This window comes from Mesorhizobium sp. M1142, assembly GCF_040318565.1.
Classification (GTDB): domain Bacteria; phylum Pseudomonadota; class Alphaproteobacteria; order Rhizobiales; family Rhizobiaceae; genus Mesorhizobium.
On the sequence record NZ_JAMYMK010000007.1, the window covers coordinates 208,620 to 226,362 of the forward strand.

Genomic DNA, 17,743 nt, shown 5'->3' on the forward strand with positions numbered 1-17,743 from the left:
GAAGTTACGCGCCAGGCTGCACCGATATAATGTCGAGCGAGGATTCGTCCACGATCGAATTCGTCTCAACGGAAGATTGCGTGGATCAGGAGCTACCGCAGCACGAGAAGATCAGGTTCAGGCGTGACGAGATCACCGACCTGGGAACCTTTCCGTCCGCGTGCCGCGTCCCGCCGCTCGGCCAGGCGTCGATCGGTCGCGGCGTCCGTTTGATGGCGCGGCTGTTTGCCGGCCTCGTCGCCCTTGTGCTGCTGGCTGCCGCCGGCGTCTACGCGATCGGCGTATCCGGCTTCGGCTCGGAGCGGCTTCGCGCGGAAGCCGAAACGGCAATCGAGAAATTGGCCGGCTTCGATGTCGACGTTGCCGTCGGACCGGCCCGGCTGACGCTTGACGGGTCGAGCTTCATTGCGCTGCAGGTCAGCGACGTCAGCCTCAAGACCGCCGACGGAACACCGATGGCCGACGCCGGCCGGGTCCGCTTTGGCATCCGGCTGATCCCGTTGCTTTCGGGCGAGGTGCGGCTGACCAGCGCCCGGATTTCCGACGCGCACATCGTCATGGCGGCAATGCCGTCCGGCGGTGACTGGACGGCGGAGCTGCGCAACCAGGACGGCCTCATCGATCCGGAAAAACTTTCCGCCGCCGTCTTCGCCAACCTCAACCGGGCGCTCGATGCGGTGCGCGAGGATTCGATGCGCCAGATCGATCTGCGCAACGTCGAGCTGGTACTGCCCGAGACCGGATCTGTCGAGTCGGTCACCATCGCCGACGCCTCAGTCTCGCAATCGGGACCGGGAAGCATGGAGTTTTCATCCGACGCGGATGTCGACGGCAGGGCGCTCACCATCGCCGCTTCCGCCACCCGCGATCCGGCGACGCGACGCATCACCATGCTGGACGCCAGCATCCAGACGGCGGACGCCGACGCTGCGGCAGCAGGTGGCAAATTGGGCGCGATCGCCTTGAAGCTGGCGGGGTCGGAAGGGACCGGCGACAACGGTTCGCGGCTGACCGCTGCCCTGTCGCTGACCGGATCGGTGCTCGATCTCGGTTCGCGCGGCCTGCTTCCGGCCGATATCGATCTCGATGCGACGCTCGTCGCCGGGTCGAACAAGATCCAGGTCGACAGTTTGCTGCTGAAAACCGGCCGCTCGACCTTCGATTTCGCCGGTTCGATCGGGCCGAAGCCGGCTACCGGCACAGCCGGCGAGGAGCCATCCTATCGTTACGACCTCACCAGCGACGGTTCGACCCTGGCGCCTTCGGATTCGCCGGAGCCGGCGCTCAGCTTCATCGCCCGTATTGCCGGCCTCTACCAGCCGACGAGCCAAAAGCTGATCGCCGAGCAGATCGGCGTCCGGTCCGGACCCGGCAGCGAAGTGCTGGGCACGGCTTCGGTTTCATACGTCGCCAACCAGGCGCCGGGCATATCGGTGGCGCTCAATGTCCACGACATGCCGGTCTCGCACGTCAAGCAATTATGGCCGTGGTTTTCGGCGCGCAATGCCAGGCTGTGGGTGCTTAAGAACCTGTTCGGCGGCCGCGTCGCCAATGGCAGCCTGCAATTCCAGGTCGTGCCCGGACGGCTCGGCAACGGCGTGCCGCTTTCCGCCGATGAAGTGTTCGGCCGCTTCCAGGTCGAAGGATCGCGCTTCGACACGGCCGGCCGCATTCCGCCGATCCGCGATGCCGTCGGCGTCGTCGGCTTCCACGGCAACGACGTCGACGTCGCGCTGTCGTCGGGTAGCGTCTATATGCCGAGCGGCCGCACCGTGGCGGCAAGCAACGGCACGCTTACCGTCAAGGCGGCGAACCATCCGCCGGTGATCGGCGCGCTCGACATCGATGTCGCCGGCGAGGCGCCGGCAATCGCCGAACTGGCATCGTTTGATCCGATCAACGCTATGCGCCATGTCGGCCTGCTGCCGGACGACCTGTCCGGCACGGTGACCGGCCACGTCAAGGCTGATATTCCGCTGCAGTCCGGTGTCGACTCGTCCAAACTCGATTGGCTGGTGGCGCTCGACTACAAGGACCTGTCGCTTGCCAAGCCGTTCGAGGGCCAGACGGTCAGCCATGCCGACGGCTCGATCACGGTCGCGCCCGACCGGGCGGTGATCTCGGCCAAGGCACTGCTCAACGGGATTCCGGCCGAGCTCGACCTGATTGAGCCGCTGAGGGATGGCGGTCCGCCGCGCAGTCGTAAAGTAGCGCTGGTGCTCGACGACAAGACGCGCGCCAGCGCCATGCCTGGCCTGTCGACACTGCTTTCCGGAACCATCAAGGTGGCAATCGACAAGAGCGGCGCCGGCTACCAGAACGTGTCGGCCGACCTGACCAATGCCAGGCTGGACATTCCCTGGGCCGGCTGGAGCAAGGGCCCCGGCATTCCCGCCAAGGTCGTCTTCGCCATGGCGAAGACCGGCGACACCACGACGCTGTCCAATTTCGAACTCGACGGCAAGACCTTCTCCATCGACGGCAGCGCCGTGCTGATTAACGGCGCCTTGTCCTCGGCCCGGTTCAGCAAGGTCACGTTGAACAGGGGCGACGACGTCGCCGTCTCGGTGAAGCGGTCGGGCAAGGCCTATGCGGTCGAGGTCAGCGGCAGCGCGTTGGACGCACGCTCGCTGATCAAGCAATTCACGTCCGATGTCGATACCGCGACGAAGACCACCGGCGTCGATGCGATCTCGGTCAGCGCCGACGTCAGCTCCCTGACCGGCTTCCACGACGAGGTGCTGTCGAATCTGAAGCTCGACTACAGCGCCGCCGGCTCCAGAGTGAACGGGCTCAAGGTGAGCGCCACCGCAAGTTCGGGAGCCGCGATCACCGTCAGCAACACGACCGGCGGCGGCCTGCGAACGCTCAACATGAAGTCGGCCGACGCCGGCGCCATACTGCGCTTCCTCAACATCTACGAGCATATGGAAGGCGGCTCGATCACGTTGGCGCTCACCGGGGCCGGCGACGGGCCGATGAAGGGCCAGGTCGACGCCAGGAATTTCGTTGTCGTCAACGAGCCGAAGCTCGCCTCGATCGTGTCGACGACGCCGGCCGGCGACAGCCGCAGCCTCAACGAGGCGGTCAAGGGCAATCTCGACACGTCGAGGGTGAAATTCGAGCGCGGCTTCAGCGAGATCGACAAGGGCAGTGGCTATCTGAAGCTGCGCAACGGCGTGCTGCGCGGCCCGCGCATCGGCACCACCTTCCAGGGCACGCTCTACGACCAGAACAACAACATGGACATGACCGGCACGTTCATGCCGGCCTACGGCGTAAACCGCATCTTCGGCGAACTGCCGGTGATAGGCGCGCTGCTCGGCAACGGCCGCGACCGCGGCCTGATCGGCGTCACCTACAGGCTCAAGGGCAACGCCAACAAGCCCAACCTGGAGGTCAATCCGCTATCGGTGATAGCGCCCGGGATCTTCAGGTCGATCTTCGAGTATCGGTGAGGTCAAAACCCAATTACCTCGAGCGACCGAGTTTTGATCTCAAGCGGCCGCTCGTCCGCCCGCGAATTCACGCCCATGATCCAAAGGCGACTGACGTCAGCCCGGGTTTAAATGGCCGCTTCCCGCCGCAATCTCGGCCATTGAGGTGACCGTTACCATTGCCTGACAGCAGACATTGTTGTGACCATGATGGAGGTCGCGCGGTTGCGCCATTTCTGGACATTCGGAACTAGCCATAAAGCAGACGTCGGTGCGAGTTCAGGATCAGTCCTCGCCAGCGTGCCTTCGAGGAACGGCATTCATGATGGCCTCCGCCAGTTCTTCGAGGACGGAGGTATCGCCGTTCGATGCGGCAAATAGCCTGAACTCCGCTTCTGGTAACTCTGGCAGACCGTAGCTTTCGGGTACCCTGACAAGGCCGTTTCTCAGCTGACTGGCGATCATCGGCGCTACAGCAAAGCCTGAGATGGCAGCCGCCCTCAGGCTGGAGTTGCTTGCGCAGATCATCACCGTGCGCTGGCTGATCCCGGCCTTGGCAAGCCGTTCAAGAGCAACTTCCCTGTAGGGGCAAGGTTCCGGCAACACCGCCAACGGCAGCGGGTCCGGAAGATTCACGCCGGTACGATCCCCCCATGCCCAGACAAGAGGCTCGCGCCACAGGAGGCGCCCCATCTCCTCACCCTCACATTGTGATCCGAGCACCAGTTCGATGTTGCCCTCCTTCATCTTCGAGAGGAGCGCACTCGGAATCCCGACTTGCACCTCGACCTGCAATCCGGGGCGATCAGCGCCGAATGCCTGCAAGGCGCGAAGGATGGGGACCTGTGCGAAGTCTTCCGAGAGGCCGACGCGAACCCTGCCGTGAAAGGGTGCCTGCGCCAGATCGGCCAAAGCATCCCGGTTAAGGGCGAGCATCGCCCGGGCATAGGCGAGCAGGCGCTCGCCATCGGGTGTCATCTCCAGCGAGCGCGTCGTCCTGTTGAGTAAGGGCTTTCCGACCTGCTCCTCGAGACGGCGCAGGTGCCCACTGACGGCCGACTGCGTAAGGTTTAGTCGCGCTCCTGCCCGACTGAAGCCGCCTTCGTCGAACACGGCGACGAACGTCCTGAGCAGGACCAATTCCAACATATATTCTGATCCATGATTAATATCGTCGATAATCTCAATTTCTATATCGAATTGAAATATGACGCAATGTGGTTCGTCACAATGAGCAAGGGTGATCCATGACCAAGCTACTGCATATCGTTTCCTCGCCCCGCAAAGAGCGTTCCGCCTCGCGTGAGGTCGCCGACGCCTTTGTTCAAAGCTATCGTGCTCGACGACCCGACTTGGAGATTTCAACGCTCGACCTATGGGATGTCGACCTCCCAGAATTCGGTGTGGACGCGATGTTGGCCAAATATGCGGGGCTCAGCGGCGCGCCGCTTACCCCTTCTCAACAGCAGGCATGGGCCACATTGCAAGAGTTGGCGCAACAACTGCACTGGGCGGATATTGTCCTGCTGTCGACGCCTCTGTGGAATTTCAGCATTCCCTACAAGCTCAAGCACTTCATCGACCTGGTATCGCAGAAGGACATCCTTTTCTCGTTCGATCCTGAACACGGGTTCGGAGGACTGCTCCGGGATAAGATCGCAGTGGTAGTCTACGCGCGAGGTCTCGACTATGCAGCGCAATCTATCACTCCGGCGCAGCGCTTCGATTTTCAAAAACCTTATATACAAGCGTGGTTGCGCTTCATCGGTATCGAAGATGTCCGCAGTCTAATCATCCAGAAGACCCTCTTTGGACCCGATATTGATCATGCGGCTCGCCAGGATGCGCGAGAGGCCGCGTCACGGCTGGCGGAAGACCTCCTGTCACGCACAACAGAGGCGATTGCATGATTATGAAGCGCTTGCTGCGGACAAGCGCGTTGATAACCCGTTCTGACCCCAGCTTGCACGTGCATCCCCGTCCACCCGGCGTAACAACTTTGGAGAACGGACGTCCGCAACGTCGCCTAAGCCGGGGCAGGCGCACCGATTCTACCTACGTCCGCTTTCAGGCAATGGATCAGTCTCGGCAAGGACCGTTTTGGATCAGATCAGGAGGCTGCTCGCGCGGAACTTAATGTCAGCTTGTATAGATCTCGCTTCTACGAGCAGGCGGTCCGCTTCCGGCCCCGAACAAGACGTTCATCGAAGCGCCGCAGAACGTCCGCAATTTGCGCTACCTGCTCCTTCCGATCGATGAGACGAATGGCATCTCGGCCATTCTCGGGAGCTAGCCGATTAACCTCGGCCGTGATTCCGAACCTAAGGTCCAGCGCCGCAAGATGAAACCGGTTTCGGAAAAGATCTAACAGGAAGGGCGGGCCCTGGTCAGACCGGCCGCACCAGAACGTGCTTCTTCTTGCCGAGCGACAGCTTTGCGACGTTTTCCGGCCCCAGATCCTGCAGCGTCACCATCCTGCGATCGTCTGACACGGGCTGATCGTTAAGGCGCATGGCGCCGCCCTGGATATGCCGCCGTGCCTCGCCGTTGGACGCAGCCAGCCCGGCGGTGACGAACAGCGACAATATGCCGACGCCGGCTTCAAGATCGGCCCTGCCCACCTCGACTGTTGGCAGTGTTTCGGCGAGCGCCCCTTCTTCGAACGTCTTGCGCGCCGTTTCGCTGGCCTCCTCTGCCGCCCCGCGGCCATGCAGCATGGCGGTGATTTCGGTGGCGAGGATCTTCTTGGCTTCGTTGATCTCCGAGCCGCCGAGCCGTTCGAGGCGCGCGACCTCGGCGAGCGGCAAGGTCGTATAGAGCTTGAGGAAACGGCCGACATCGGCATCCTCGGTGTTGCGCCAATATTGCCAGAAGTCGTACGGGCTCAACATCTCCGCATCGAGCCAGACCGCGCCCGAGGCCGACTTGCCCATCTTGGCGCCGGACGAGGTGGTGAGCAGCGGCGTCGTCAGCGCATAAAGCTGCGCGCCTTCCATGCGATGGCCGAGATCGATACCGTTGACGATGTTGCCCCACTGGTCGGAGCCGCCCATCTGCAGCCGGCAACCGAGGCGTTTGTAGAGCTCGACGAAGTCGTAGGCCTGCAGGATCATGTAGTTGAATTCGAGGAACGACAGCGACTGCTCGCGATCCAGCCGGAGCTTGACCGAATCGAAGGCCAGCATGCGGTTGACCGAAAAATGCCGGCCGACATCGCGCAGAAAATTGACGTAGTTGATATCCATCAGCCAGTCGGCATTGTTGATCATGACGGCGCCGTTCGGGCCGCTGCCGAATTTGAGGTAGGGCATGAAGTTGCGGCGGATGCCGGCGAGATTGTTCTCGATATCCTGCGGCGTCAAAAGCTTGCGGGCCTCGTCCTTGAACGACGGATCGCCAATCATCGAGGTGCCGCCGCCCATCAGCGCGATCGGCCGGTGGCCGGTCTGCTGCAGCCAGTAAAGCATCATGATCTGGATCAGCGACCCGGCATGCAGGCTCCTCGCGGTGGCGTCGAAGCCGATATAGGCGCTCACCGTTTCCGTGGCGAAAAGCTGGTCGAGGCCGGCATCGTCCGAGGTCTGGTGGATGAAACCGCGCTCGCTCATGGTGCGCAGGAAATCGGATTTGAAGGCGGACATTTTCTTTCCCGAAAAGCTTCCGGCCGAACGCGGCCCGGCTGTGCATGAAGGCGGGCGTTTAGCACTCAAGCGCGATCAGCAAAAGTGGAATCCGGTTTTGCGTCCGATCACGCTTCGGATGGTTTTGCGCGATCAGCAAAAGTGGAATCCGGTTTTGTGTCCGCGCGGATAGCGTGCGGCCTGCTTGCGTCATTGTTTCGGCTGGCGTAATGAGGCGCCGCGCCAGCGGGGCTCTTCCTCTGGACCGCGCGGCATCGATCGAATGCCATATCCTGTGACAGAGTCGAGATGCCGGAGATATCCATCGTCATTCCTTGCCGGAACGAGGCGGCGAACCTGCCGCTTCTGCTCGACGAGATCGGCACTGCCATGGCCGGGCGGGACTTCGAGGTCATCGTCGTCGACGATGGCTCGACAGACGATACGCCTTCGGTGCTTGCAGCAGAGGCAGCGCTTCGCCGGTTTCCGCTGCGCCATCTCAGGCATGAAAAATCCGCCGGACAGTCGCTCTCGGTGCGCTCAGGCGCCTGGGCGGCGCGGGGCGATATAGTCGCCACCATTGACGGCGACGGTCAGAACGACCCCGGTTATATCCCAGTGTTGATCGACGCGCTGCGGCAGGCTGGTCCCGAAGTCGGGGCCGCGCAGGGACAGCGTCTGAAGCGCCGCGACAGCAAGATCAAGCAACTGGCGTCGCGTTTCGCCAACGGGCTGAGAAAAGCCATCCTGCACGACGAGACGCGGGATACCGGCTGCGGCCTCAAGGCGATTCACACCGACATTTTGCGGAAATTGCCCTTCTTCGACGGCACCCATCGCTTTGTTCCAGCGCTGGTCATCCAGGAGGGCTACCGCGTCGTCCATTGCGATGTCGTCGACCGCTCCCGCCGTCACGGCAAATCGAATTACGGCATCTTCGATCGCGGCCTTCAGGGCGTGCTCGATCTTGCCGGCGTCTGGTGGCTGCGCCGCAGGCGCCGCAGAATGCCCAAAGTAGAGGAAATCAGGCATGGGTAACGTGCTTCAGGAATTGGCGACCTGGCTTCACGATGTTTTCGTCAAGCAATTCGATGCCTGGGTGCTGCTCGGCTTCGTCGCCCAGTTCTTCTTCACCATGCGCTTTCTGGTGCAGTGGGTGGCGTCGGAAAAAGCCAAGCGCAGCGTCGTGCCGATTGCCTTCTGGTTCTTTTCGCTGTTCGGCGGCGGCCTGCTGCTGATCTACGCCATCCAGCGTCAGGATCCGGTGTTCATCGCCGGCCAGGCCATGGGCCTGTTGATCTATATCCGCAATCTCTGGCTGATCGCCAACGAGCGCAAGGCGGCGATGACCAAGGTCGATTGAGCCCGCCACCGGCCTGAACCGGTCGAGCAAGCAAGCAAGACTACTTGCCGTCCAGCCCGCCGTAGGACCTTACCAACTGGACCATGTCGGCCGAGTTGGCGGTCTCGCTCTCGAGCCCCTCGGCGACACCGACGCGGTCGCCGGCCGGGCGGTTCTGGCTGACTTTCCACTTGCCGCTGATTTCGGTGATTTCGATTTCCAGGCCGACGATGCCCTTGATCTGTGACTGGATGAAGGGTGCCGGCGCGTCGGTCACCGCCCACGGCGCCGGGCGGCTGCCCTCCTGCGACATCGTCAGATCGGAAATCTGCTCGGCCAGCCAATCCTGGTCTTCGATCACCGTGACGATGCCGCGCACCTGGACGATGGCGTAGTTCCAGGTCGGCACCACCTTGCCGGTTTCACGCTTGGTCTCGTACCAGGACGGCGTCACATAGGCATCGGCGCCCTGGAAGACGACCAGCACCGGCACCAGGGGACTGTCGGCCAAAAGCCGCCATTGCGGATTGGCCTTGGCCAGATGGGCGCGCAGCCTGCCGTTCGGCGGCACATCCGCGTTGAGCAGGGAGGGCGCGTCTAGAAGAAAGGGAATTGCGTTGGCGATCGGCCCCTCGGTGCCGTTCGACACCAGCAGGCCAAGCGGATGCGCCCGGATCAGCCCGTGCAGGACGTCCGGCCGTGTTTCCTGGAAGTGAGGCGGTTGGTACATCGCCGATTATCTCAGCCGCTTCGGCCGTGGGTCGGACAGTTCCCCGGCCAGCCGGCGGTCGAGGTAGTCCGCGCATTCCTCGATCAGAAGCTCCGCATGGTTGGCAAAGAAATGGTTGGCGCCGGGCAAGGTCTTCTGAGTGATGGTAATGCCTTTTTGCGTGTGCAGCTTGTCGACCAGGCCCTGCACGTCCTTGGGCGGCGCGACCTTGTCGGCGTCGCCGTGGATGATCAGGCCGGACGACGGGCATGGCGCCAGGAACGAGAAATCATAGGTATTGGGCTGGGGCGCGACCGAGATAAAGCCCTCGATCTCCGGCCGGCGCATGAGAAGCTGCATGCCGATCCACGAGCCGAACGAATAGCCGGCAACCCAGCAACTCTTCGAATCGGGGTGCAGCGACTGCACCCAGTCGAGCGCCGCCGCGGCGTCGGACAACTCGCCGGTGCCGTGGTCGAACTCTCCCTGGCTGCGGCCGATGCCGCGGAAATTGAAGCGCAGCGTGGTGAAATTGCGCTTCTGGAACATGTAGAAGAGGTCGTAGACGATCTTGTTGTTCATCGTGCCGCCGAACTGGGGGTGCGGGTGCAGGACGATGGCAATCGGCGCGCTCTTTTCCTTCGAGGGCTGATAGCGACCCTCCAGACGGCCGGCCGGACCGGTGAAAATGACCTCAGGCATGAAATACTCCACTTGGCATAAATTGCGCGGCGCCCGGAACAACTTTTCCTCTGGCCCCAGTTTTCCCTAGGCCTTGACGCAGGGCGAGCGTCTTTCTAGAAGCTAGTTTAGAATTGTTCAAAACTGGGCGGCCAAAACTGTGGCTCGGCCACCCGCGCCGCAAGCCGCGTAAATAGGACGTCTTGCCTTGCAATTTCAAGGAAATAACGCGCTATCTTCGCGGAACGGCTTTTGAAGGGACCAGTTGGACGGAAATGGCCGGAGCACGCGCCTATCTCGACTACAATGCCAGCGCGCCGCTGCTTGCCGCCGCGCGCGCGGCGGTGGTCGCCGCGCTCGACGTCGCCGCCAACCCGTCCTCCGTCCATGCCGAGGGCCGCGCTGCGCGGCGGCTGATCGAGGATGCCAGGCGCAATGTGGCGCGACTGGCCAACGCCAGGGCCGAGCATGTCGTATTCACCTCCGGCGCGACGGAAGCGGCCTCGACGCTGCTGACGCCGGACTGGCAGATGGGGCGCGGTGCTGTCCGTATGAGCCGGCTCTATGTGTCCGAGGCCGATCATCCTTGCCTGCTGAACGGCGGGCGTTTCCCAGCGGCGCAGGTGATACGGATCGGCGTCGACGCCGACGGCGTCGTCAGGCTCGACGTTTTGGCCGAGGCTCTCGCCCAGCATGACAAGGCCGAAGGCTTACCGCTGGTGGCCATCCACGCTGCCAACAATGAAACCGGCGTAATCCAGCCGGTCGGCCGCATCGCCGAAATCGTCAAGGCGGCGGGTGGCATCCTGGTCGTCGATGCCGTGCAGGCAGCCGGCCGCATTCCGCTCGATATATCAGAGGCTTACGCAGACTATTTTATTCTCTCGTCGCACAAGATCGGCGGCCCCAAGGGCGTCGGCGCCATTGTCGCGGCGTCGGACCTGATGATGCCAAAACCGCTGGTCAGCGGCGGCGGCCAGGAAAAGGGCCATCGGGGCGGCACCGAAAACCTGGCGGCGATTGCCGGGTTTGGTGCGGCCGCTAGCGAAGCGTCTGCCGGCTTGCAAACGATCGAAGCGGTGCGGCAGCGTCGCGACGAAATCGAGGCGATCGTTAAAACGCTTGTTCCGGACGCCGAAATCTTCGGGACCGGCGCTGCAAGGCTTGCCAATACCACATTCTTCGCTATTCCCGGCATCAAGGCCGAGACGGCGCAGATCGCCTTCGACCTTGCCGGTGTGGCGCTGTCGGCCGGATCGGCCTGTTCGTCGGGCAAAGTCGGGCCGAGTCACGTGCTGAAAGCCATGGGTTACGGCGATAGCGTTGGCGCGTTGCGTGTGTCCATCGGCCACGCGACCAGCGCCAAGGATATCGAGCTGTTTCGCGCGGCGCTGGCGACGATCGTTGCACGGCAAGCCGGTAGGGAAAAGGTGAACAGGGAAAAGGCCGCCTGAGCGCGGCGAAGGAATATTTGGGCCTTGTGGCCTGGTAGAGCCGTGCGTTCGAATTTGGCCGGGTGAATTTCCGGCATGAACGCACTATATGAAACTTACGCCGCCGCGGGTGCTCAAGGGTGCTCGTTCGCGGTGCCATAGTTTGAAAACTGCCGGGCCTTGACCCCGGCGTGGATGGAGAACGCTGATGCCTGCTGTGCAGGAGACGATCGATCGAGTTCGAAAGATCGATGTCGACCAGTATAAATACGGATTCCAGACCGAAATCGCGATGGACAAGGCCCCCAAGGGCCTGAGTGAAGACATTATCCGCTTCATTTCGGCCAAGAAGGACGAGCCGTCCTGGATGCTGGAATGGCGCCTGGAAGCCTATCGCCGCTGGCTGACGCTGGACGAGCCGAAATGGGCGCGCGTCCACTATCCCAAAATCGATTTCCAGGACATTTATTATTACGCGGCGCCCAAGAGCACGCCCGGCCCGACTTCGCTCAGCGAGGTCGATCCCGAACTGCTGAAGGTCTACGAGAAGCTCGGCATTCCGCTCAGGGAACAGGAAATCCTCGCCGGCGTGCAGAAGACCGATGCGTCGGAGCTCGAGGAAGCCAGCGACAACGTCTACAAGTCGGGCCGCGTCGCCGTCGATGCGGTGTTCGATTCCGTCTCCGTCGTCACCACTTTCAAGAAGGAGCTGGCGCAGGCCGGCGTCATCTTCTGCTCGATCTCGGAAGCCATCCGCGAGCATCCGGAGCTGGTGAAGAAGTATCTCGGCTCGGTCGTGCCGACCTCCGACAATTTCTACGCGACGCTGAATTCGGCCGTGTTCACCGACGGCTCCTTCGTCTTCGTGCCCAGGGGCGTGCGCTGCCCGATGGAACTGTCGACTTATTTCCGCATGAACGAGAAGAATACCGGCCAGTTCGAGCGCACGCTGATCATCGCTGAGGAGGGGGCTTACGTCTCTTACCTCGAAGGCTGCACGGCGCCGCAACGCGACGAGAACCAGCTTCATGCCGCGGTGGTCGAGCTGATCGCGCTCGATGACGCCGAAATCAAATATTCGACGGTGCAGAACTGGTATCCCGGCGACGCCGAAGGCAAGGGCGGCATCTATAATTTCGTCACCAAGCGCGGCGACTGCCGCGGCCATCGCTCGAAGATTTCGTGGACACAGGTCGAGACCGGTTCGGCCATCACCTGGAAATATCCGAGCTGCATCCTGCGCGGCGACGATTCTAGTGGCGAGTTCTATTCGATCGCCGTCTCCAACGGCTATCAGCAGGTCGACAGCGGCACCAAGATGATCCATCTCGGCAAGAACACGTCGAGCCGCATCATCTCCAAGGGCATTGCCGCCGGCTTCTCGCAGAACACCTATCGCGGCCAGGTCTCGGCGCACCGCAAGGCGACCAACGCCCGCAACTTCACCAATTGCGATTCCCTGCTGATCGGCGATCAGTGCGGCGCACACACCGTGCCCTACATGGAAGCCAAGAATTCGACCGCGCAGTTCGAGCACGAGGCGACCACTTCGAAGATTTCAGAGGACCAGAAGTTCTACGTCATGCAGCGCGGCATCCCGGAAGAAGAGGCGATTGCGCTGATCGTCAACGGCTTCGTCAAGGACGTCATCCAGCAACTGCCGATGGAATTCGCGGTCGAAGCGCAGAAGCTGATCGGGATTAGTCTTGAGGGGAGTGTTGGGTGAGTTAACTGGAACGGCGATCATGGATTTGTTCAAGCGGGTGGAAGGCTTGATATTTGCCGTTCTGATGCTCTTGCTGACATTGGCTGTTGGTGGTGCTGTGATGGCGTTGATAGGCGCAGTGTTTGGCTTGAGTTCGACAAAAACTATTGGTGGTTCGATTGCAGGCTTAAGCGCGGCTGGGTTTTTTGGCTGGATGTTGGTCACCAGCAAGTTTGTACGCGCTTTTCGAGCTTTTAGAAAAGTTCCGTCGCAGGCCGGGCACCGCGAACAAGAAAGTGGAAAATAATGCTTGAAATCAGAAACCTCCATGCCCGTATCGTCGATGACGGCACCGAGATCATCCGCGGCCTGAATCTTTCGGTGAAGGCCGGTGAGGTCGCCGCCATCATGGGGCCGAACGGCTCGGGGAAATCGACGCTGTCCTATATCCTCGCCGGCCGCGAGGACTATGAGGTCACCGAGGGCGACATCCTCTACAACGGCCAGTCGATCCTTGAAATGGATCCGGCCGAGCGCGCTACCGCCGGCATCTTTCTCGCCTTCCAGTATCCGATGGAGATACCGGGCGTGGCGACGATGGAATTCCTGAAAGTGGCGATGAACGAGCAGCGCAAGGCGCGCGGCCAGGAGCCGCTAAAAATCCCGGAATTCCTCAAGCGCGTGAAGGACGCGGCGGCCTCGCTCAACATGGACATGGCGATGCTGAAGCGGCCGCTCAATGTCGGCTTTTCCGGCGGCGAGAAGAAGCGCGCCGAGATCTTGCAGATGAAGCTTCTCGAGCCGAAGCTTTGCGTCCTCGACGAGACCGATTCCGGCCTCGATATCGACGCGCTGAAGATCGTCGCGGACGGCGTCAACACGCTGCGCTCGCCGGACCGCGCCATCGTCGTCATCACCCACTACCAGCGCCTGCTCCAATACATCGTGCCCGATACGGTGCACGTGCTCTACAGGGGCCAGGTGATCAAGTCGGGCGACAAGTCGCTTGCGCTCGATCTCGAGGCCAATGGCTATGCCGGCGTGATCGGGCAAGCCGCGTGAGATGCCAGCAGGCCCGGAAGGCAAGCCAAACAAGGCGATACTGATGAATATGCACACGACACCCCAGCGGACACCGGCCGAAACGGCGCTGATCGACGCCTTTGGCGAGCGGCTGTCGCTGCTGCCCGGCGACGGCGCGGTGATGCTGAAGCGCGACGACGCCATCGAGGCGATCAAGAGCGGCCTGCCGACGCGGCGCGTCGAATCCTGGCACTATACGGACCTGCGCCGGCTGCTGATCTCGGTGCCGGACTTCGATCCGGCAGCGGTCGCGAAAGCCGTTGCGCCGATCGTCGAGGGCTCCAGCGTTTTGCCGGTGCTGAACGGCGTTTCGAATATGAAACTGCCCGATATCGAAGGCGTTGCCGTGCAGCGCCTGTCGGAGAAGCTGACCGACGGCAGCGCAGCATCTGGGCTTGATTCTTATGGCAGCGACGACGCCATCGGCGCGCTCAACACCGCCTTTGTCGCCGACGGCTATTTCGTCGACATCGCCGACGGCGCCCAACTGGAAAAGCCGCTTGAGCTGCAGAATCTGCAGGCCGGTGGACAGACGCATGTACGCCTGGCCGTCCGTGTCGGTGCCGGCGCCAACGCTGTCATCGTCGAACGCCAGGCGGGCGAGGGGGCGGCGCTGGTCAGTTCGGTCAGCCAGCTTGTGCTTGGCGAGGGCGCCGAAGTGACATGGCTTGTCGTGCAGGAGCAGCCGGATACGGCGACGCATCTCGCCCAGTTCAAGGCGCATCTCGGCAAGAATTCGAAGCTGACGCTGTTCGTCATGAATGCCGGCGGCAGACTGGTGCGCCAAGAGGTCGTTGTGAAGACGACCGGCGAGGGCGCCGAATTCACGCTGCGCGGCATCAATCTGCTCGCCGGCGACACCCATACCGACGTCACCATGGTGCTCGACCACGCCGTGCCGCATACCGCATCGACCGAAGTCATCCGCAATGTGGTGACCGGCAAGGCGCGCGGCGTCTTCCAGGGCCGCATCAACGTCCACCAATATGCGCAGAAGACCAACGCCAAGATGGCCTGCAACACGCTGCTTCTGTCGGACGACGGCGAGTTCTCGACCAAGCCGGAACTCGAAATCTTCGCCGACGACGTCGTCTGCGGCCATGGCGCGACCGTCACCGAGATCGACCACAGCCATCTGTTTTACCTGATGGCGCGCGGCGTCGACGAGAAGACCGCGCGCGGCTTGCTGGTCAAGGCCTTCGTCGCCGAAGTGATCGAGGAACTGGACGACGAGGCCATCGTCGAGGCGCTGGAACGTCGGCTCGACGATTGGTTTTTGACGCACGGGTAGAGGTGACTGAGGGGTTGGTGCCAACACCCCTCATCCGTCGCCTTCGGCGCCACCTTCTCCCACAAGGGGAGAAGGAGAGGCGCTCTTCCTTCTCCCCTTGTGGGAGAAGGTGGCCGAGCGAAGCTCGGTCGGATGAGGGGTGCTGGACGGAATGAGGCGATGCCTCGAGAGAGCTTGTGATGGACCAGAAAGTCGAAAACATCCCCTACGACGTCGAGGCGATCCGCCGCGACTTCCCGATCCTGTCGCGGCAAGTTTACGGCAAACCTCTGGTCTATCTCGACAATGGCGCCTCGGCGCAGAAGCCGCAGGCCGTGCTCGACGCTATCCAGCACGCCTATTCCCAGGAATATGCCAACGTCCACCGCGGCCTGCATTTCCTGTCCAATGCTGCGACCGACGCCTATGAGAAGGCGCGCGAGACGGTGCGCCGTTTCCTCAACGCACCGAGCACCGACAACATCGTCTTCACCTCGAACACCACGGCGGCGATCAACACGGTTGCCTATGGTTTCGGCATGCCCAATATCGGCGAAGGCGACGAGATCGTGCTCTCGATCATGGAGCACCATTCCAACATCGTGCCGTGGCATTTCATCCGCGAACGGCAGGGCGCGAAACTGGTCTGGGTGCCGGTCGACGATCTCGGCGTCTTCCACATCGAGGAATTCGAGAAGCGGCTGACCGACCGCACAAAACTGGTTGCTATCACACATATGTCGAACGCGCTGGGCACGGTGACGCCGATCAAGGAGATCGTGCGCATCGCCCATGCCCGCGGCATTCCGGTGCTGGTCGACGGCAGCCAAAGCGCCGTGCACATGCCGATCGACGTGCAGGACCTCGACTGCGACTTTTTCGTCTTCACCGGCCACAAGGTTTATGGCCCGTCGGGCATCGGCGTGCTCTACGGCAAGAAGGATATTCTGGAGCGCATGCGCCCGTTCATGGGCGGCGGCGAGATGATCGAGGAGGTGACGCAAGACATCGTCACCTACAACGACCCGCCGCACCGTTTCGAGGCCGGCACGCCGCCGATCGTGCAGGCGATCGGGCTTGGTGCTGCGCTGGAATACATGGAAAAGATCGGCCGTGAGCGCATCGCAGCGCACGAGGCCGATTTGAAGGACTATGCGCATCAGCGGCTGCGCGCCATCAACTCGCTGCGCATCTTCGGCGATGCGCCCGGCAAGGGCGCCATCATCTCGTTCGAGCTGCAGGGCATTCACGCCCATGACGTGTCGATGGTTATCGACCGGCAGGGCGTGGCGGTCCGCGCCGGCACGCATTGCGCCCAACCGCTGTTGAAACGCTTCGGCGTAACATCCACATGCAGGGCATCGTTCGGCATGTATAATACCAGGGCCGAAGTCGACGCTTTGGCCGATGCGCTGGAAAAGGCGCGAAAGTTCTTCGGGTGACGATCATGGATGATGCCAGCCACACCGCCGAAAGCACGGCACTGGATATGACCACCAATGCGGCGGTTTCCGGGTCAACGATTCCTGCCGACGAACTGGCGCGGCTGACCGACGACATCGTCTCGGCGCTGAAGACGGTCTATGACCCCGAAATCCCGGCCGACATCTACGAACTTGGCCTTGTCTACAAGATCGACATCGAGGACGACCGCTCGGTCAAGATCGACATGACGCTGACCGCACCCGGCTGCCCGGTGGCCGGCGAAATGCCGGGTTGGGTGGAAAATGCCGTCGGCGCCGTCGAAGGCGTTTCCGGTGTCGAGGTCAACATGACCTTCGACCCGCCCTGGTCGCCCGACCGCATGTCGGAAGAGGCACAGGTGGCGGTGGGCTGGTATTGAGATCAGTCGACCTTGCACCGTATGCTTTGGCATAAGCCGTGATCGCTGAGAACAGCTCGTCAAACTTGACGTCGTGGTCTCCCGTGCCAATACACATCGCGTCTAAACCCATCGCTCTATTGGGTCCCCGACTCCAGCGCGCCATTTTGGTCAAAGATGGGCTCTGCCAGACGCTCTCTAGGACTTCTACCAAAAGGAACTTTTGTCGCCGGTAACTCCGCTCAGAAATGTGCTTCACGACACTCCATGGAATGAACTCTGCTGACAGGCGGACGTCCCAAAAGCCCTTAGGCGACAAAACTAGCGTCGGCCGTTTCAAATCGAAAAGACGCACCACAGCGATCACAAAAGTGCCGGTGAACAATATAGCCGTTATCCAACCGAGAAATTGCTTGAAGCTACCTGGAGCGATATTCGGCACTAGGCGCCATCCAAGCGCAATGCCTAAAGTTGTCATCGCTACCGATATAACAGCCAGCAGGCCGAGCCGAGCAGGAGATGACCGAAATTCAACTGTTTGATTGGTGTCAAGCATTTAGCCTCTCGCCATACTTCGATTGTCGCCAACTGAAATTACATCCAAATTGGTTGCAGTAAGCAGAAAACTTCACCATCTTAGG

17 protein-coding genes are annotated in these 17,743 nt (G+C 61.7%); 12 read left to right on the plus strand and 5 right to left on the minus strand.

Translation table 11 applies throughout. The annotated features are described in order from the left end of the window. Positions 1-80 precede the first annotated feature (80 nt). Positions 81-3,458 (plus strand): AsmA-like C-terminal region-containing protein, encoded by a 3,378-nt coding sequence (locus NKH42_RS14410; RefSeq protein WP_352506454.1) that lies wholly within the window; start codon positions 81-83, stop codon positions 3,456-3,458. A 264-nt stretch (positions 3,459-3,722) separates the two neighbouring features. Here the strand turns inward: NKH42_RS14410 and NKH42_RS14415 are convergent, their stop codons facing one another. After that, positions 3,723-4,586 (minus strand): LysR family transcriptional regulator, encoded by an 864-nt coding sequence (locus NKH42_RS14415; protein ID WP_352506453.1) that lies wholly within the window; start codon positions 4,584-4,586, stop codon positions 3,723-3,725. A gap of 98 nt (positions 4,587-4,684) precedes the next feature. Between NKH42_RS14415 and NKH42_RS14420 the strand changes: the two genes are divergently transcribed. Continuing rightward, positions 4,685-5,347, plus strand: a complete 663-nt coding sequence (locus NKH42_RS14420) for an FMN-dependent NADH-azoreductase (RefSeq protein WP_352689357.1) — start codon at positions 4,685-4,687, stop codon at positions 5,345-5,347. 477 nt (positions 5,348-5,824) lie between these two features. On the opposite strand, the gene tyrS is transcribed toward NKH42_RS14420, so the two are convergent. Continuing rightward, positions 5,825-7,078, minus strand: a complete 1,254-nt coding sequence (gene tyrS / locus NKH42_RS14425; RefSeq protein ID WP_352506451.1) for a tyrosine--tRNA ligase — start codon at positions 7,076-7,078, stop codon at positions 5,825-5,827. On the opposite strand from tyrS, the gene NKH42_RS14430 reads away from it, so the two are divergent. The 3 genes from NKH42_RS14430 (at position 7,065) to NKH42_RS14440 (ending at position 8,420) form a co-directional block, all read left to right on the plus strand. Continuing rightward, entirely contained in the window at positions 7,065-7,250 is a 186-nt protein-coding gene (locus NKH42_RS14430; protein WP_352506450.1) for a hypothetical protein, read from the plus strand. The genes tyrS and NKH42_RS14430 overlap by 14 nt on opposite strands. Positions 7,251-7,366: 116 nt before the next feature. Continuing rightward, positions 7,367-8,095, plus strand: coding sequence for a glycosyltransferase family 2 protein (locus NKH42_RS14435; protein ID WP_352477338.1), 729 nt, complete (start codon positions 7,367-7,369; stop codon positions 8,093-8,095). Further along, positions 8,088-8,420: a lipid-A-disaccharide synthase N-terminal domain-containing protein gene (locus tag NKH42_RS14440; RefSeq protein ID WP_023674681.1), complete on the plus strand. Its 333-nt coding sequence runs from the start codon at positions 8,088-8,090 to the stop codon at positions 8,418-8,420. Before NKH42_RS14435 ends, NKH42_RS14440 begins: the two co-directional genes overlap by 8 nt. A 40-nt stretch (positions 8,421-8,460) precedes the next feature. On the opposite strand, the gene NKH42_RS14445 is transcribed toward NKH42_RS14440, so the two are convergent. Both NKH42_RS14445 and NKH42_RS14450 read right to left on the minus strand, forming a co-directional pair. Continuing rightward, a complete protein-coding gene (locus tag NKH42_RS14445) occupies positions 8,461-9,129 on the minus strand; it encodes an FMN-binding negative transcriptional regulator (RefSeq protein ID WP_352506449.1) in 669 nt (222 codons plus the stop codon). Between the two features lie 6 nt (positions 9,130-9,135). Further along, the gene (locus NKH42_RS14450) at positions 9,136-9,810 is read right to left on the minus strand and encodes an alpha/beta hydrolase (RefSeq protein WP_023674683.1); all 675 of its coding nucleotides are present in this window, start codon (positions 9,808-9,810) and stop codon (positions 9,136-9,138) included. A gap of 254 nt (positions 9,811-10,064) precedes the next feature. Here NKH42_RS14450 and NKH42_RS14455 point away from each other — a divergent pair, with 254 nt between their 5' ends. The 7 genes from NKH42_RS14455 (at position 10,065) to NKH42_RS14485 (ending at position 17,123) form a co-directional block, all read left to right on the plus strand. Continuing rightward, positions 10,065-11,243, plus strand: coding sequence for a cysteine desulfurase family protein (locus tag NKH42_RS14455; RefSeq protein ID WP_352506448.1), 1,179 nt, complete (start codon positions 10,065-10,067; stop codon positions 11,241-11,243). A gap of 187 nt (positions 11,244-11,430) precedes the next feature. Next, positions 11,431-12,948, plus strand: coding sequence for a Fe-S cluster assembly protein SufB (sufB, locus tag NKH42_RS14460; protein ID WP_352506447.1), 1,518 nt, complete (start codon positions 11,431-11,433; stop codon positions 12,946-12,948). 19 nt (positions 12,949-12,967) lie between these two features. Next, complete coding sequence (locus tag NKH42_RS14465; protein ID WP_352506446.1) at positions 12,968-13,234, plus strand: hypothetical protein; 267 nt, start codon at positions 12,968-12,970, stop codon at positions 13,232-13,234. Further along, on the plus strand, positions 13,234-13,989 hold the full coding sequence (sufC, locus tag NKH42_RS14470; RefSeq protein WP_352506445.1) for a Fe-S cluster assembly ATPase SufC: 756 nt from the start codon (positions 13,234-13,236) through the stop codon (positions 13,987-13,989). The genes NKH42_RS14465 and sufC overlap by 1 nt, the downstream gene beginning before the upstream one ends. 43 nt (positions 13,990-14,032) lie before the next feature. Beyond that, the gene (gene sufD, locus NKH42_RS14475; RefSeq protein ID WP_352506444.1) at positions 14,033-15,301 is read left to right on the plus strand and encodes a Fe-S cluster assembly protein SufD; all 1,269 of its coding nucleotides are present in this window, start codon (positions 14,033-14,035) and stop codon (positions 15,299-15,301) included. 179 nt (positions 15,302-15,480) lie between these two features. Continuing rightward, complete coding sequence (locus NKH42_RS14480; protein WP_352506443.1) at positions 15,481-16,722, plus strand: cysteine desulfurase; 1,242 nt, start codon at positions 15,481-15,483, stop codon at positions 16,720-16,722. A 5-nt stretch (positions 16,723-16,727) separates the two neighbouring features. After that, on the plus strand, positions 16,728-17,123 hold the full coding sequence (locus NKH42_RS14485) for an SUF system Fe-S cluster assembly protein (protein WP_352458424.1): 396 nt from the start codon (positions 16,728-16,730) through the stop codon (positions 17,121-17,123). Here NKH42_RS14485 and NKH42_RS14490 read toward each other — a convergent pair. Further along, positions 17,047-17,658 (minus strand): STM3941 family protein, encoded by a 612-nt coding sequence (locus NKH42_RS14490; RefSeq protein ID WP_352506442.1) that lies wholly within the window; start codon positions 17,656-17,658, stop codon positions 17,047-17,049. The genes NKH42_RS14485 and NKH42_RS14490 overlap by 77 nt on opposite strands. Positions 17,659-17,743: the final 85 nt, after the last annotated feature.